This is a genomic window from Lentzea albidocapillata subsp. violacea (genome assembly GCF_900100275.1).
Lineage (GTDB): Bacteria > Actinomycetota > Actinomycetes > Mycobacteriales > Pseudonocardiaceae > Lentzea > Lentzea violacea.
In genome coordinates, this window is sequence record NZ_FNET01000024.1 from 44,848 (window position 1) to 59,475 (window position 14,628).

Sequence of the window (14,628 nt, forward strand, 5' to 3'; positions counted from 1 at the left end):
TCACCGGTGACGGAACCTGTTGTCGCCAGCGGGGTCGCGAGCTTCGCCTGGTTGTTGCTCGCGCTGCCCGCGTTCGGTGCGGTGGTGCTGTTGGTCAGTGGCAGGCGCGCCGACAAGTGGGGCCACCTGCTCGGCAGCGCCACGCTGCTGGCGTCGTTCGGCTACGCGCTCGCGCTGTTCTTCTCGACGCTCGGAGTCTCGAACCCCGAGGGCCGCGTCCAGAACCTGAAGCTGTGGGACTGGATCGACGTCAACGCGCTGACCGTCGAGTTCGGACTGCGGATCGACCCGCTGTCGCTCACGTTCGTGCTGCTGATCACCGGTGTGGGCTCGCTGATCCACATCTACTCGGTCGGCTACATGGCGCACGAGGAAGGCAGGCGGAAGTTCTTCGCCTACCTCAACCTCTTCGTGTCCGCGATGCTCCTGCTGGTGCTGGGCAACGGCTTCGTGACCCTGTACTTCGGCTGGGAGGGCGTCGGTCTCGCCTCGTACCTGCTGATCGGCTGGTACCAGTACAAGCCCGAGGCGGCATCGGCGGCCAAGAAGGCCTTCCTGATGAACCGCGTCGGTGACCTGGGCCTCGCCATCGCGATCTTCCTGATGTTCAACCGGCTCGGGACGACGCAGTACACCGAGGTCTTCAGCCGCGTCGGCGAGTTCTCCTCGGCCGAGGTCCTCGCGATCACGCTGCTGCTGCTCCTGGGCGCCTGCGGCAAGTCCGGTCAGTTCCCGCTCCAGGCCTGGTTGCCGGACGCGATGGCCGGCCCGACCCCGGTGTCCGCCCTGATCCACGCGGCGACGATGGTCACCGCGGGTGTGTACCTGATCGCCCGCTCCAACCCGCTCTACAACCTGAGCGCGGACGGCCGCCTGGTCGTGATGATCATCGGTGGTGTCACGCTGCTGATCGGTTGCATCATCGGTTGCGCCTACGACGACTTCAAGAAGGTCCTGGCGTACTCGACGGTCTCGCAGATCGGTTACATGATCCTGGCGGTGGGCCTCGGCCCGATCGGGTACGCGCTCGGCATCATGCACCTGCTGACGCACGGCTTCTTCAAGGCCGGGCTCTTCCTCGGTGCCGGTTCGGTCATGCACGGCATGAACGACGAGGGCAACATCCGCCGGATGGGCGGGCTCTACAAGTTCCTGCCGATCACCTTCGTCACCTGGACGCTCGGTTACCTCGCGCTGATCGGCATCCCGCCGTTCGCGGGCTACTTCTCGAAGGACGCCATCATCGCGGCGGCGTTCGGCGCGGAGGGCTGGCGCGGGTACGTCTTCGGCGGTGTCGCACTGCTCGGTGCCGCGCTGACCGCGTTCTACATGACGCGCCTGCTGATCCTGGTCTTCCTGGGCAAGCCCCGCTGGAAGGAACTGAAGGCGGAGAACGGCAACGACTACAAGCCGCACGAGTCCCCGCTGACGATGACCATCCCGATGATCATCCTGGCGGTCGGGTCCGTGGCCGGTGGCTGGTTCCTCTCCTCGGGCGGGCGTCTGGCCGGGTGGCTGGAGCCGTCGCTCGGTGAGCTGCAGGAGTCGCACGGCGTCCTGTCGCACGGCATGGTCGGGATCCTGACGGTCGCGCTCTCGCTGGTCGGCGCCGGCCTCGCGTTCCTGCTCTTCGGCCGCGGCAAGCAGCCGGTCGAGCGGCCGGCGCGGGTGTCGTTCCCGGTGCGCGCGGCCCGTGCGGACCTCTACGGCAACGCACTGAACGAGGCCCTCTTCGCGCGGCCGGGCACCTGGCTCACCCGCGCGCTGGTGTTCCTCGACCTGAAGGGCGTCGACGGTCTGGTCAACGGGACCGCGGCGCTGCTCGGCGGTAGCTCCGGCCGGTTGCGCAGGCTGCAGACCGGGTTCGTCCGCTCCTACGCACTGTCCATGCTGCTGGGCTCGATCTTCGTGCTCGGGGCGCTCCTGGTGGTGAGGTTCTCGTGACCTGGGTTCTGATCGCACTGCTGGTGGTGCCGCTGGTCGGCGCGCTGGTGGTGGCGTTCCTGCGCAAGGACGACAGGAAGGCCAAGCTCGTCGCGCTGGCTTTCTCGCTCGTCGAGCTCGTGCTCGCAGTTCTGCTGTGGACGGCCTACGACCCGAACGGCGACCGCATCCAGCTCGCCGCCGGCGTGGACTGGATCCCGGCGTTCGGCGTGCGGCTGCAGTTCGGCATCGACGGCATCGCGCTGGTGATGATCGCGGTCATCGCGCTGCTGATCCCGCTGGTGATCGGTGCCGGCTGGACGGAGAAGCTGCCCGCCGGCCGTTCGCAGGGCGGGTACCTCTCGCTGATCCTCATCCAGGAGGCCGTGACGGTCGCGGTGTTCGCCGCCACCGACGTCTTCCTGTTCTACGTGCTCTTCGAAGTCATGCTGATCCCGATGTACTTCCTGATCGGCGGCTACGGCGGCGCGCGCAGGCAGTACGCGGCGGTCAAGTTCTTCCTCTACTCGTTCCTCGGCGGCCTGATCATGCTGGCCTCCGCCATCGGCGCGTACGCGATGGCGTCGGACGAGCTGGGCAAGGGCACGTTCGACTGGGCGACCCTGGTGACCGTGGTCCGCGACGCCGACACGACTACGCAGACCTGGTTGTTCCTCGGCTTCTTCCTGGCGTTCGCGATCAAGGCGCCGCTCGTGCCGTTCCACACCTGGCTGCCCGACGCCGCGGCCGAGGCGCCCATCGGCGTCACGGTGATCGTCGTCGGCATCCTGGACAAGGTCGGCACGTTCGGCATGCTGCGCTACCTGCTGCCGATGTTCCCGGAGGCGTCCAAGAACCTGGCGCCGTTCGTGCTCGTGCTCGCGGTGGCCGGTGTCCTTTATGGATCGCTGCTCGCCACTGGCCAGCGGGACATGAAGCGGTTCCTGGCCTACGTGTCGATCGCCCACTTCGGCTTCATCGCGCTCGGCATCTTCTCGTTCACGTCGCAGGCAGGCGTGGGCTCGGTGTCGTACATGCTCAACCACTCGATCTCGACCGGCATGCTGATCCTCGTGATCGGCATGGTGATCGCGCGCGGTGGTTCGTCGCTGATCTCCGACTACGGCGGCATGTCGAAGGTGGCGCCGCTGCTCTCGGGCATGCTGCTGCTGGCGGGTCTGACCACGCTGTCGCTGCCGGGCACGAACTCGTTCGTCTCGGAGTTCCTGGTGCTGATCGGCTCGTACCCGACGCAGCCGGTCTTCACGATCATCGCGACGGTCGGCATGGTGCTCGCGGCGCTCTACGTGCTGTGGCTCTACCAGCGGATCATGACCGGGCCGCTGCGTGGCGACGCGCTGATCGGTGCGGCCGCCGGTCCGGGAGCCGTCGGCGACCCTGAGAAGAAGACGGCCATCGGCGACCTCTCGAAGCGCGAGATCGCCGTGCTGGCACCGCTCGTTGTCATCGTGCTGGCACTCGGGTTCTACCCGCAGCCGGTGCTCGACGTCATCACCCCGACTGTGGGGGCGACGCTGACCGAGGTCGGCGTGACCGACCCGGTCACCGTGCAGGAAGGCAAGTGACGTGAACCTTCTCGTCGCTCAGGCGCAACAGATCGAGGCGCCGGAGATCGATTACGGCGCCATCGCGCCGCTGCTGATCGTGCTCGGTGCAGCGTGCATCAGCGTGCTGCTGGAAGCGTTGCTGCCCAAGCACCAGCGGTGGGCCGTGCAGCTCGTGCTCACGCTCGTGACCCTGGTCGGTGCGGTCGGCTCGCTGATCCTCTACGCGACGTCGGAGCGTCCCGAGCAGGGCGTGGCGACGCTGGCGGGAGCGATCGCGGTCGACTCGCCGGCACTGTTCCTGTGGGCCACGTTGCTGGTGCTGGGCTTCGGCTCGGTGCTGTTGATCGCCGACCGCTCGGTGGAGCCGGGTGGCGCGTTCGTGGCCCAGGCCGCGATCCGTCCCGGCACCGTGCAGGACCGCGCGCAGGCGACGAAGACCGGCATGCAGACCGAGGTCTTCCCGCTCACGCTGTTCGCGCTCGGCGGCATGATGACGTTCGTCGCCTCGAACGACCTGCTGACGATGTTCATCGCGCTGGAAGTCCTGTCGCTGCCGCTGTACCTGCTGTGCGGCCTGGCTCGCCGCCGTCGCCTGCTCTCGCAGGAAGCGGCCGTGAAGTACTTCCTGCTCGGTGCTTTCGCGTCCGCGTTCTTCCTCTACGGCGTGGCTCTGCTCTACGGCTACGCGGGTTCGGTGAAGCTCTCGGCCATCGCGACCGCCGCCGGCGGCACGGACCGTTCCGACACGCTGCTGTTCGCGGGCTTCGGCCTGCTGGTGGTGGGCCTGCTGTTCAAGGCCGCCGTCGGCCCGTTCCACTCCTGGACCCCGGACGTGTACCAGGGCGCGCCGACGCCGATCACGGCGTTCATGGCCGCGTGCACCAAGGTCGCCGCGTTCGGCGGCATCCTGCGCGTGCTCACGGTGGCGTTCGAGAACACGCAGTGGGAATGGCGTGGCGTGCTCTACGGCGTCGCGGTCGTCTCGATGGTGATCGGCGCGATCCTCGGCCTCACCCAGACCGACGTGAAGCGCATGATCGCGTACTCCTCGGTGGCGCACGCGGGCTTCCTGCTGATCGGCTCGATCGCGTTGGTGCCGGACGGCACGGGTGTGAGCGCGACGATGTTCTACCTGCTGGCGTACGGCTTCACCACGATCGCCGCGTTCGGCGTCGTGTCGCTGGTCCGCAACTCGGACGGCGAGGCGACGCACCTGTCGCAGTGGGCGGGTCTCGCGAAGCGGTCGCCGATCGTGGCGGCCACCTTCACGTTCCTGTTGCTGGCACTGGCCGGCATTCCGCTGACGTCCGGCTTCATCGGCAAGTTCGTCGTGTTCAGCGCGGCGATCGAGGCCGGCCTGATGCCGCTCGTGGTGATCGCCCTGGTGGCCTCGGCCGTCGCGGCGTTCTTCTACCTGCGGGTGATCGTGCTGATGTACTTCAGCGACCCGGCTCCGGACGGCCCGACCGTGACGGTGCCCGGCGCGTTCACCACGATCGCGATCACGTTGGGTGCGGTGGTGACCTTGGTGCTCGGTTTGTGGCCCACGTTCGTGCTCGATTGGGCGGGTACCGGCTCCTTCCTCAGCTAGGTGTACGTACTCTGCTGGTGTGACCAGTAGCGAGCATGAGGGACCGGGGTTCGCGTTGGTGGACCCCGTGCTCACCGTGGTAGTCCAGGACGGCCTGGCCGAGGTGGAGCGCATCCTGCACGACGTCGTGCAGAGCGAGTTCCACCCGGTCACGGAAACCTCGCTTCACCTTGTGGAGGCGGGCGGGAAGCGCATCCGCCCGCTCTTCACACTGCTCGCATCGCAGTTCGGCGCCGACTGGGACCGGGAAAAGGTCATCAAGGCGGCCGCTGTGGTCGAGCTCACCCACCTCGCGACGCTCTACCACGACGACGTCATGGACGAGGCGACCATGCGGCGCGGAGCGGTCTCCGCGAACGTCAAGTGGGACAACAGCATCGCGATCCTGACCGGCGACTTCCTCTTCGCCCACGCATCCCGCCTGACCGCCGATCTGGGCACGGACGCGGCGCGGATCATCGCGGAGACGTTCTCGGTCCTGGTGACCGGTCAGATGCGCGAGACCGTCGGCCCGAAGCCCGGCGAGGACCCGATCTCCCACTACCTCAAGGTGATCGAGGAGAAGACGGGCGTCCTGATCGCCACCGCGGCCAGGTTCGGCGGCATGTTCTCCGACGCGACCGAGGAGCAGACGGACGCGCTGCGCCGCTACGCCGAGGTGATCGGGGCGGCGTTCCAGATCTCCGACGACGTGATCGACATCGCGTCGCCGTCCGTCGAGTCGGGCAAGACCCCCGGCACCGACCTGCGCGAGGGCGTGAAGACGCTGCCGATGCTCTACGCGCTGGCGGATCCGTCCGAGACACGCCTGGCCGAGCTGCTGGCGGGTCCGATCACGGACGACGAGCTGGTGGACGAGGCCCTGGTCCTGCTGCGCAAGTCCTCCGGCATGGACAAGGCCCGCGAGACCCTCGACGACTACGCGGACCGCGCCCGCACGGAGCTGGGCAAGCTGCCTCCGTGCGCCGCACGGGACGCTCTCGAAGAGCTCGCCACCTACGTGGTGGAGCGCTCCCGATAGTCAGCTGACCGGCGCGAGCGCCTGCTTGCGCCGGTTCTTCAGCGCGTCGAACGTGAAGATCGCCAGGGCCAGCCACACCAGCGCGAAGCCGATCCACCTGCTGGGCGGCATCGGTTCGTGCACGACGAAGACGCCCCATGCGAACTGCAGGACCGGTGCGAGGTACTGCAGCATGCCCATCGTGATCAGCGGAATCCGTTGCGCGCCCGCGCCGAACAGCACCAGCGGGATCGCCGTGACGATGCCGGTGCTCAGGATCAGCAGGGTGTGGCCGGTGCCTTCGGTGGTGAAGGTGTTCGCGCTGCCCAGGACGAGCAGGTAGATCAACGCGAACGGGACGATCACGATGCTCTCCGCGGTGAGGCTCGTGATGGCGTCCAGCGGCACCTTCTTCTTCAGCAGCCCGTAGACGCCGAACGAACAGGCCAGGACCAGCGAGATGACCGGCAGCCTGCCGTAGTCGACGGTGAGCACGATCACAGCGACGATCACCACAGCGATCGCTACGGTCTGCGGCAACCGCACGCGTTCCTTCAGGAAGATCATTCCGAGCGCCACGCTCACCAGTGGCGTGATGAAGTAGCCGAGCGCCGCTTCCACGACGTGGTGGCTGTTGACCGCGTAGATGTAGGTGCCCCAGTTCACCGTGATCAACACGGCCGCTGCGGTAACGATCAGCCAGCCTTTTCCTGATAGTTCGAGGAAAGGCCGCCACCGTCGGAGGATCATGACGACGATGGCGAGCGTGACGAACGACCAGACGATCCGGTGTGCGAGCACCTCGACCGGCTGGGCGGGTACGAGGAGTGGCCAGTACGCCGGGAACAAGCCCCAGAGGACGTAGGCGAGTGCGCCGTACGTGAGCCCTCGCCCCTGGGTGTGAACTTCTGGCGAAGTGATGGCCGAGGTTGTCAGAGGGGGCACAAAATCCCACTCTACGCTGGGCTTTCCACCCGTTATTTGCGCTGAACGGCGTAGTGACGGAGCATCATCAAAGGCACTGTAGTTTGGCCGTGCTCACCCTTCCGAGTGAGCTGGGTCGGTGTGGTCGTAGAAGGGGCTTACCCGTGAACATCTTCGGGCAGGTCTGGCTGTGGAGCCTGCTGTCCTTCGTTGCGGGAGTACTGCTCACCTGGTTGGTGATGGTGCGCCCCGCACGTAAGCAGATTGCCGACCTGGATGATCAACTTCTTGACGCGCGCCGGAGCGCCTCGCCGGTCGCGGCGCCCGTTCCCGTCGACGACTTCGTGGTCGACGAGTGGGACGCGCCGCCGCCGCGCTCGCTGAGCGACGAGGTGCTGACGCCGTCCACGGCCGTGCCGGCGCTGCCTCCCGCTCCCGCGCCGTACCAGGAGCCGCCCGCCTACTTCGGTGAGCCCGTGCAGGCTCCCGACCCGGCGCCTCCGGTCGTCGAGGAGCCCGAGCAGGCGCCTCACGAGCAGGCCCCGTACGAGCAGGCCCCGTACGAGCGGGAGCCGTTCGAGCAGGCGCCTTACGAGCGAGAGCCGTTCGAACGGGAGTCGTTCGAGCAGGAGTCGTTCGAGACGACCACCTTCGAGGCCCAGCCCGAGCCCGAGGAGGAGTCGGCCGCACAGGTCCGCCAGTACCTCGAGCCCGACGAGTCGCAGCGCCGCTTCGAGGAGCAGCTGGCCGAGCAGAAGGCACTGGCCGACGCCGAGGACGATCGCCCGCGTTCGCTGTTCGAGCGACTCGCACCGGGGGAGGTCCCTCCCGAGACCCCGGCCGAGCAGACGACGGTCCTGTCGCAGTCCGGGCTCGAGGCCGCGGACTTCGACGAGGAACCCGAGCTCCCGGCCGAGCAGACGTCGTACGTGCCCACGGTCGAGCCGGTCGCCGAGCCCGGTGCGCCGGCCCGCGTGCCGACCGCGGGGCCGGAGGTCGACGAGCAGGCCGACGACTTCATCTACCAGCCCCGCGAGGTCTGGTCGCAGGACGAACCGGAGACGTACCTCGACGAGGCCGCCGAGCAGGAGGACGAGCCCGCCGGCACCCGCTCCGAGCAGACGTCGTTCATCGCCGTCGAGGAGAGCAGCTGGCCGGACAACGACCTCACCGGCGAGTACCCCGGCCTGCGCGACGAGATCTCCGGTCAGCTGGACGGGTTCACCGAACCGCAGTCCGAGGTGGAGCCGGAGTCCCCGGCCGAGCAGACCGGGCTGATCGAGCCGATCGACCTGGACGCGCCGAGCGTGCGCAACGGTGTCTTCGAGTCGACGCTGGCCGAGGAGCAGGAGCCGTACACCGAGCCTGAGCAGGAGCCTGCGCACGAGGAGCCCGAGCGGGTCTTCGAGGAGTTCGTCGAGCCCGAGTACACCGGGTCGTTCTCCCAGCAGCCGTTCATGTCACCCGGTGCCCCGCCGCCCGCGCCGTTCTCGGCGTTCGAGCCGCGGGTGGAGTCCGAGGAGCCCCAGGAGCGTTCGGTCCGTGCCGTCGGTGCCGCGTTCTCCCACGGAACCGAGGCCCCCGCCGCTCCGGCAGCCCCTGCCCCGGTCGCCGACCACCCGCGTTCGCTGTTCGAGCCGCTGCTCGACGCCGACGAGCCGTTGCCGGCGCTCGGCCAGACCCGAACGCTGCCGGACACGACCGACGACCAGCCGTTCGTGCCGACGTTCGTGCCGAGCGACGAGCCGCTGCTCGCCGCCCCGCCCGAGCCGGAGCCCGAGCCCGTCGACCTGCCGCAGCGCCACACCGAGGCGGGCCTGCCGATCCGCGAGGCCCGGCGCACCACGCCGCAGCGCCAGCAGAGCTTCCCCGCGTTCTCGGCGTTCGAGCAGCCGAAGCAGGAAGCCCCGCCCGCGCCGTCGCTCCCGCAGCGCCCGCGTCCGGTCGGCTTCTCGCCGTCCACCGGCGGCCGCCCGAACGGAACGCCCGCGGGCTCCGCGCCGGCGCGGTTCCAGCAGCCGGAGGGCTTCAACCCGCGCTCGCCGTTCGGTCCCGGCTCGGTCCTGCCGAGGTCGGACGGCCACGCGCCGGCCGCGGACTTCTCGGTGAAGGCCACGCTCACCGGCCGTCGTTACTACAGCGAGGGTTCGGTGAACTTCGGCGACACCCGTGCGGACGTGTGGTTCCGCACCGAGGCCGACGCGGAGAAGGCCGGGTTCCGCCCGGCCCCCTGAGCGCTCGCACCACAGATGCCAAAGAGGCCCCCACCGCGTTCGGTGGGGGCCTCTCGGCGGTTCCGGGGTCAGCCGACCACGGTCCAGGTGTCCTTGCCGTGCAACAGCTTGCTCAGGTCTGCGGCCTTGGCTGCCTTGGCATCGTCGACCTGCGCGCGCACTCCGTCGTCGTACGTCGCGCGGTCCGCACGGCGGAACACGCCCGTGACGGTGTGCGTGAGGTCCTGAGTCGACAGCCGCGAGAGCGCGAACGACAGGTTCAGGTCTGACGCGTCGTGCACGACGATGTCGCTCGCGTCCACGTCCGCGGACTTGGCGACCGCGAGCCCGAAGCCCTCGCGGATCACGCAGTACTCGCCCTCACGACCGAACCGGATCGGCTCGCCGTCGACGACGTGGATGATCCGCCGCTGTGCCTCGTCCGCGTCCTTCAGCACGTCGAACGCGCCGTCGTTGAAGATGGGGCAGTTCTGGTAGATCTCCACGAGCGCCGAGCCGCGGTGTTCCGCCGCCTGGCGCAGCACCGAGGTGAGACCGGCCTTGTCCGAGTCGAGCGCCCGGCCCACGAACGACGCCTCCGCGCCCAGTGCCAGCGACACCGGGTTGAACGGGTGGTCGACCGAGCCGATCGGCGTCGACTTGGTGACCTTGCCCGGTTCCGAGGTCGGCGAGTACTGGCCCTTGGTCAGGCCGTAGATCCTGTTGTTGAACAGCAGGATCTTGAGGTTCACGTTGCGGCGCAACGTGTGGATCAGGTGGTTGCCGCCGATGGACAGCGCGTCGCCGTCACCGGTCACCACCCACACGCTCAGGTCCGGCCGCGCCACGGCGAGACCCGTGGCGATGGCCGGCGCACGGCCGTGGATGGAGTGCATGCCGTACGTGTTCATGTAGTACGGGAAGCGGGACGAGCACCCGATGCCCGAGACGAACACGATGTTCTCGCGCTTGAGACCCAGCGACGGCAGGAACGACTGCATGGTGTTGAGCACGATGTAGTCGCCACAACCGGGGCACCAGCGGACCTCCTGGTCCGACTTGTAGTCCCTGGCCGTCTGCTTCTCGTCGGTGGTGGGAACCCCGGTCAGGCCGGGGAGTCCGATGTCGATAGCGGTCACGCCGACACCCCCTTGATCACGTCAGCGAGCACGTCCTGCAGCTCCTCCGCCTTGAAGGGAAGGCCCTGCACCTTGGTGTACGACACGGCGTCCACCAGGTACTTCGCCCTCAACAGCAACGCCAGCTGTCCCAGGTTCATTTCCGGCACGATGACCTTCTCGTACGACTTCAGCACGTCGCCCAGGTTCTTGGGGAACGGGTTGAGGTGCCGCAGGTGCGCGTGCGCGACCGGGAGGCCGAGCTTGCGAACCCGGCGTGCCGCCGCGCCGATCGGGCCGTAGGACGAACCCCAGCCCACGACCAGGACCTTCGCGTTGCCGTCCGGGTCGTCGACCACGACGTCCGGTACCTCGATGCCGTCGATCTTGGCCTGGCGCAGGCGAACCATCTTGTCGTGGTTCTCCGGGTCGTACGAGATGTTGCCGGTGATGTCCTGCTTCTCCAGACCGCCGATGCGGTGCTGCAGACCAGGGGTGCCGGGCACGGCCCACGGACGTGCCAGCGTCTCCGGGTCACGGGAGTACGGCTGGAAGTTCTCCGGGTCCGTCGCGAACTCGACCGTCAGGTCGGGCAGCGTCTCGACGTCCGGGATCATCCACGGCTCGGAGCCGTTCGCGATCGCGCCGTCGCTCAGGAACAGCACCGGGGTGCGGTACTTCAGCGCGATCCTGGTCGCGTCGACCACGGCGTCGAAGCAGTCCGAGGGGGACTGCGGCGCCACGATCGGCACCGGAGACTCGCCGTTGCGGCCGAACATCGCCTGCAGCAGGTCGGCCTGCTCGGTCTTCGTCGGCAGACCGGTGGACGGGCCACCGCGCTGCACGTCGATCACGAGCAGCGGCAGTTCGGTCATCACGCCGAGACCGATGGTCTCGGACTTCAGCGCGATACCGGGGCCGGACGTCGACGTCACGCCGATCGCGCCGCCGTAGGACGCGCCGAGGGCGATGCCGATGCCCGCGATCTCGTCCTCGGCCTGCACCGTGGTGATGTCGAAGTTCTTGTGCTTGCTCAGCTCGTGCAGGATGTCCGAAGCCGGCGTGATCGGGTACGTGCCGAGCACGACGGGCAGCTTCGAGAGCTGGGCCGCCGCGACGATGCCGTACGCCGTCGCCGTGTTGCCGGTGATCTGGCGGTAGGTGCCGACGTTGAGCTTCGCGGGCGCCACCTCGTAGGTGACGGCGAAGGCCTCGGTCGTCTCGCCGTAGTAGAAGCCGGCGCGGAACGCCAGGACGTTGGCCTCGGCGATGTCCGGTTTCTTCGCGAACTTCTCGCGCAGGAACCGTTCCGTGCCCTCGGTCGGCCGGTGGTACATCCACGACAGCAGGCCGAGCGCGAACATGTTCTTCGCGCGTTCGGCGTCCTTCTTGCCGAGGCCGGTCTCTTCGAGGGCGCCGATGGTCAGCGTCGCCATGGCGACCTTGTGGACCTGGAACCTCTCCAGCGAGTCGTCCTCGAGCGGGTTCGAGTCGTACCCGACCTTCGTCAGGTTCCGCTTCGAGAACTCGTCGGTGTTGACGATGAGGATGCCGCCGTCCGGCAGGTCGACGACGTTCGCCTTGAGCGCGGCGGGGTTCATCGCGACGAGAACGTCGGGACGGTCACCGGGCGTCAGGATGTCGTAGTCGGCGAAGTGCAGCTGGAACGACGACACACCGGGCAGGGTCCCCTGTGGTGCGCGGATCTCGGCGGGGAAGTTGGGCTGCGTGGCGAGGTCGTTGCCGAACGCCGCCGCTTCCGACGTGAACCGGTCTCCGGTGAGCTGCATGCCATCACCGGAGTCGCCGGCGAAGCGGATCACAACGCGATCCAGCTTGCGGGTCTCAGTGCTCATTCCTACGCCGATACCTCTCTCCAAGGGTGGCCGTGCCCCACCACGAGGGTAGTCGCCAGGACCGCCTGCGAGACGGGCCGTGTACCACCAGGCGAGACGAACTGTCCCATCTGCCGCAACGGGTCCTTAACGCAACGGTAAGCACACCACTACCAGCGGATACCCGAATGCGGCAGACGTCACCCTCGATACCTGTTACCCAAGGTAACACTTACCGTCCGCTGATCCGAGCCTTCATCGCGGCAAGCCTCGCAGCGAACTCTGGAGTGTCGATCGAAGCGACCTGTGGGATCAGCTCGAGTTCGACCGCTTCCGCGTGGTCGTGCATTGCATCGGTCGCCCGCATCGTCGCCTTGATCGTCCGGACGAGTTCCGCCGGCGCCTCGGCAGAGGCCCTCGCCAGCTCTTTGGCCACCGCCAGTGGGTCTTCGGCCCTGGCGTAGGCGAGTCCGTGCGCGACGGCCTGGTCGGCGTCCAGGATCTGCCCGAACAACGTCATCGCCGTGGCGGTCTGAGGGCTGGTGATCCGCTGCAACATCCACGTCATGCCGCCGCCGGGATGGATGCCGAGCTGCAGGAACCGCGCGTCGAACCGCGCCTTGGGCCCGGCGATCCGGACGTCCGCCGCGAGCGCGAGGTTGAGCCCGGCACCGACCGCCGCACCGTTGACCGCGGCGATCGTCGGGATGGTGGCGTTGGCCACCGCGAGGAAGCCCTGGTAGATCTTCTTGAGGCCCTCGTCCTTGGAGTTGCCGAGCTGGGTGAGGTCCGCGCCGGCGCAGAACGCGGGCGGCGCACCCGTGATGACCAGCGCGTTGGCCACCCGTTCCGCTTCCCCGACCTTGTCCGCGAGCTCCTGCGACAGGTCGATGGTCAGTGCGTTGCGCCGCTCCGGATCGTTGATGGTGATCACGGCGACGGAATCGTGGTGCTCCAGCAGAACCTCAGCCATGCCCGAACCCTAAGGCGCCAGCGGCCGGTCCAGGAGCCGGGACAGCACGACCGTCGACACGGTCCGGTCGATGATCTCGACGGCCCGCAGCCGCTCCAGCGCCGTCTCCAGGTGGTGGATGTCCGCAGCCCTCAGGTGCACGATCGCGTCCGCGGCCCCCGACACCGTGTAGGCAGCGCTGACCTCGGCCATCGGCTCCAGCCGGTGCTGGATGTCGTGCGGCGCGACGTTCCCCTTGCAGTGCACCTCGACGAACGCCTCGGTACCCCACCCCAGCGCCTCCGGGTCCACCACCGCCGTGAACCCCCTCAACACCCCCGTGTCCAGCAGTTTGTCGACCCGCCGCTTCACCGCGGGCGCGCTCAGCCCCACCTCCTTGCCGATCTCCGCGTAGCTGGAACGGGCGTTGGCCATGAGGCACGAAATGATTCGCTGGTCGATGCTGTCCACACGCAACATTCTGCCCTAGTTAACGCAATGTCGCGGCGTTGTTCGATGGTCTAACTGCCGTTTACATTTCGATCCATGACCGTATCCATCTCCGGGCCCGGCGAGCCGATCACGCTCGACATCGCCGCACCCCTCACGGCGGCACAGGATCTCCTTCCTGGGCGCGTGCCCACGACCCGTCGGTACCTCATGTGCCCGCCGACGTACTTCACGGTGGAGTACGCCATCAACCCGTGGATGGATCCCACCCAGCCCACCAGCACAACGCTGGCCGTGGAGCAGTGGACCGCGCTCAAGGAGACCTACGAGCGCCTGGGCCACGACGTACAGGTAATCGAGCCGGTACCGGGCCTCCCGGACATGGTCTTCTCAGCGAACAGCGGCACCGTCATCGACGGCAGAGTCCTCGGCTCCAGGTTCAGAGCCTCCCAGCGCTCGGCCGAAGCCGACCACTTCCGCAGGTGGTTCCTGTCGTCGGGCTACAAGTCCGTCGTCATGCCCACCGCCGTGAACGAGGCAGAGGGCGACTTCACCTGGACCGGCTCCCTGCTCCTGGCCGGCACGGGCTTCCGCACCGACCCCGGCGCACACGGCGAGGCCCAGGAGGTCCTCGGCGTCCCGGTCGTGTCCCTGCAACTGGTCGACCCGCGCTTCTACCACCTCGACGTGGCGCTGTTCATGCTCGACGACCAGTCCCCGTCCCCCCTGGTCGCCTACTACCCGGAGGCCTTCTCGCCGGGCTCACAGCAGGTACTGCGCCGGTTGTTCCCGGACGCCGTGATCGCCAACGACGACGACGCGGTGTGCCTCGGGCTGAACGCGGTGTCCGACGGCAGGCATGTCGTCATGCCGGTTGAGGCGACGCATTTGGCTGAGCAGGTGGCGCGGCGCGGGTTCGAGCCCGTGTTCGTGGACATCTCGGAGCTGCGCAAGTCGGGTGGTGGCCCGAAGTGCTGCACGATGGAGCTGCGCGGCTGACCTCGCCCACGCAGTCGTCGCCGAATGCCCCCGTCAACGACGCCGGGGGCATTCG

General features: G+C 68.1%; 11 protein-coding genes. 6 read left to right on the plus strand and 5 right to left on the minus strand.

Annotation, left to right across the window (positions count from 1 at the left end; translation table 11 throughout):
* Positions 1-6 precede the first annotated feature (6 nt).
* Genes nuoL through BLR21_RS35060 form a run of 4 tightly spaced genes read left to right on the plus strand, consistent with a single transcriptional unit; the run spans position 7 to position 6,103 of the window.
* Complete coding sequence (gene nuoL / locus BLR21_RS35045; protein WP_090013204.1) at positions 7-1,944, plus strand: NADH-quinone oxidoreductase subunit L; 1,938 nt, start codon at positions 7-9, stop codon at positions 1,942-1,944.
* Positions 1,941-3,509, plus strand: a complete 1,569-nt coding sequence (locus BLR21_RS35050) for an NADH-quinone oxidoreductase subunit M (RefSeq protein ID WP_090013206.1) — start codon at positions 1,941-1,943, stop codon at positions 3,507-3,509. Before nuoL ends, BLR21_RS35050 begins: the two co-directional genes overlap by 4 nt.
* 1 nt (position 3,510) lies before the next feature.
* Positions 3,511-5,082, plus strand: a complete 1,572-nt coding sequence (nuoN, locus tag BLR21_RS35055; RefSeq protein WP_090013208.1) for an NADH-quinone oxidoreductase subunit NuoN — start codon at positions 3,511-3,513, stop codon at positions 5,080-5,082.
* A gap of 55 nt (positions 5,083-5,137) precedes the next feature.
* A complete protein-coding gene (locus BLR21_RS35060; RefSeq protein WP_245815953.1) occupies positions 5,138-6,103 on the plus strand; it encodes a polyprenyl synthetase family protein in 966 nt (321 codons plus the stop codon).
* Here BLR21_RS35060 and rarD read toward each other — a convergent pair whose 3' ends face one another.
* The gene (gene rarD / locus BLR21_RS35065; RefSeq protein ID WP_090013210.1) at positions 6,104-7,027 is read right to left on the minus strand and encodes an EamA family transporter RarD; all 924 of its coding nucleotides are present in this window, start codon (positions 7,025-7,027) and stop codon (positions 6,104-6,106) included. It lies immediately after the preceding gene.
* A gap of 143 nt (positions 7,028-7,170) precedes the next feature.
* On the opposite strand from rarD, the gene BLR21_RS35070 reads away from it, so the two are divergent.
* Positions 7,171-9,240: a sunset domain-containing protein gene (locus BLR21_RS35070; RefSeq protein ID WP_090013212.1), complete on the plus strand. Its 2,070-nt coding sequence runs from the start codon at positions 7,171-7,173 to the stop codon at positions 9,238-9,240.
* Between the two features lie 68 nt (positions 9,241-9,308).
* On the opposite strand, the gene BLR21_RS35075 is transcribed toward BLR21_RS35070, so the two are convergent.
* The 4 genes from BLR21_RS35075 to BLR21_RS35090 form a co-directional block, all read right to left on the minus strand.
* On the minus strand, positions 9,309-10,358 hold the full coding sequence (locus tag BLR21_RS35075; RefSeq protein WP_090013214.1) for a 2-oxoacid:ferredoxin oxidoreductase subunit beta: 1,050 nt from the start codon (positions 10,356-10,358) through the stop codon (positions 9,309-9,311).
* On the minus strand, positions 10,355-12,193 hold the full coding sequence (locus BLR21_RS35080) for a 2-oxoacid:acceptor oxidoreductase subunit alpha (RefSeq protein ID WP_051770287.1): 1,839 nt from the start codon (positions 12,191-12,193) through the stop codon (positions 10,355-10,357). The genes BLR21_RS35075 and BLR21_RS35080 overlap by 4 nt, the downstream gene beginning before the upstream one ends.
* Positions 12,194-12,404: 211 nt before the next feature.
* A complete protein-coding gene (locus BLR21_RS35085; protein ID WP_090013216.1) occupies positions 12,405-13,145 on the minus strand; it encodes an enoyl-CoA hydratase in 741 nt (246 codons plus the stop codon).
* A gap of 9 nt (positions 13,146-13,154) precedes the next feature.
* On the minus strand, positions 13,155-13,595 hold the full coding sequence (locus BLR21_RS35090) for an Lrp/AsnC family transcriptional regulator (RefSeq protein WP_035913697.1): 441 nt from the start codon (positions 13,593-13,595) through the stop codon (positions 13,155-13,157).
* 75 nt (positions 13,596-13,670) lie between these two features.
* On the opposite strand from BLR21_RS35090, the gene ddaH reads away from it, so the two are divergent.
* On the plus strand, positions 13,671-14,573 hold the full coding sequence (gene ddaH / locus BLR21_RS35095) for a dimethylargininase (protein WP_090013219.1): 903 nt from the start codon (positions 13,671-13,673) through the stop codon (positions 14,571-14,573).
* Positions 14,574-14,628 lie beyond the last annotated feature (55 nt).

What these genes read in the sequence shown, in the direction of transcription:
- BLR21_RS35080 (WP_051770287.1), bottom strand. Translation starts at nt 12,193, where the DNA reads ATGAGCACTGAGACCCGCAAGCTGGATCGCGTTGTGATCCGCTTCGCC.
- BLR21_RS35085 (WP_090013216.1), bottom strand. Translation starts at nt 13,145, where the DNA reads ATGGCTGAGGTTCTGCTGGAGCACCACGATTCCGTCGCCGTGATCACC.
- ddaH (WP_090013219.1), top strand. Translation starts at nt 13,671, where the DNA reads ATGACCGTATCCATCTCCGGGCCCGGCGAGCCGATCACGCTCGACATC.